We start from the raw sequence: 1,786 nt of genomic DNA, 5'->3' as shown, positions 1-1,786 counted from the left end.
GCCCAGATCGTTACACCTTTCGTGCGGGTCGGAACTTACCCGACAAGGAATTTCGCTACCTTAGGACCGTTATAGTTACGGCCGCCGTTTACTGGGGCTTCGGTTCAAAGCTTCGCTTGCGCTAACCTCTCCCCTTAACCTTCCAGCACCGGGCAGGTGTCAGCCCCTATACTTCGCCTTGCGGCTTCGCAGAGACCTGTGTTTTTGCTAAACAGTCGCCTGGGCCTATTCACTGCGGCTTTTCCGGGCTATTCACCCTAAAAAGCACCCCTTCTCCCGAAGTTACGGGGTCATTTTGCCGAGTTCCTTAACGAGAGTTCTCTCGCACACCTTAGGATTCTCTCCTCGCCTACCTGTGTCGGTTTGCGGTACGGGCACCTTACATCTCACTAGAGGCTTTTCTTGGCAGCGTGGAATCAGGAACTTCGGTACTATATTTCCCTCGCCATCACAGCTCCGCCTTAATGGAAACGGGATTTGCCTCGTTTCCGGCCTAACTGCTTGGACGCGCATATCCAACAGCGCGCTTACCCTATCCTTCTGCGTCCCCCCATCGTTCAAACGATGTATAGGTGGTACAGGAATATCAACCTGTTGTCCATCGCCTACGCCTTTCGGCCTCGGCTTAGGTCCCGACTAACCCTGAGCGGACGAGCCTTCCTCAGGAAACCTTAGGCATTCGGTGGAAGGGATTCTCACCCTTCTTTCGCTACTCATACCGGCATTCTCACTTCTAAGCGCTCCACCAGTCCTTCCGGTCTGACTTCAACGCCCTTAGAACGCTCTCCTACCATCGACACCCTACGGTGTCAATCCACAGCTTCGGTGATACGTTTAGCCCCGGTACATTTTCGGCGCGGAGTCACTCGACCAGTGAGCTATTACGCACTCTTTAAATGGTGGCTGCTTCTAAGCCAACATCCTGGTTGTCTAAGCAACTCCACATCCTTTTCCACTTAACGTATACTTTGGGACCTTAGCTGGTGGTCTGGGCTGTTTCCCTTTCGACTACGGATCTTATCACTCGCAGTCTGACTCCCAAGAATAAGTATTTGGCATTCGGAGTTTGACTGAATTCGGTAACCCGTTGGGGGCCCCTAGTCCAATCAGTGCTCTACCTCCAATACTCTCATCTTGAGGCTAGCCCTAAAGCTATTTCGGAGAGAACCAGCTATCTCCAGGTTCGATTGGAATTTCTCCGCTACCCACACCTCATCCCCGCACTTTTCAACGTGCGTGGGTTCGGGCCTCCATTCAGTGTTACCTGAACTTCACCCTGGACATGGGTAGATCACCTGGTTTCGGGTCTACGACCTCATACTCATTCGCCCTATTCAGACTCGCTTTCGCTGCGGCTCCGTCTCATCAACTTAACCTCGCATGAAATCGTAACTCGCCGGTTCATTCTACAAAAGGCACGCCATTACCCATTAACGGGCTTTGACTACTTGTAGGCACACGGTTTCAGGATCTATTTCACTCCCCTTCCGGGGTGCTTTTCACCTTTCCCTCACGGTACTGGTTCACTATCGGTCACTAGGGAGTATTTAGCCTTGGGAGATGGTCCTCCCTGCTTCCGACGGGATTTCTCGTGTCCCGCCGTACTCAGGATCCACTCAGGAGGGAACGAAGTTTCAACTACAGGGTTTTTACCTTCTTTGACGGACCTTTCCAGATCGCTTCATTTACCCCGTTCCTTTGTAACTCCATGTTGAGTGTCCTACAACCCCAAGAGGCAAGCCTCTTGGTTTGGGCTAATTCCGTTTCGCTCGCCGCTACTCAGGAA

The 1,786-nt window shown here is 52.2% G+C and carries 1 rRNA gene; it reads right to left on the bottom strand.

Annotated elements, in window-relative coordinates:
- Positions 1-1,786 (bottom strand): 23S ribosomal RNA (locus AS888_RS21655); the annotation flags it as partial.

Source organism: Peribacillus simplex, from assembly GCF_001542915.1.
Classification (GTDB): domain Bacteria; phylum Bacillota; class Bacilli; order Bacillales; family DSM-1321; genus Peribacillus; species Peribacillus simplex_B.
Note: the sequence above shows the minus strand (reverse complement) of the source record. Positions and strands in the feature narration are given on the sequence as shown.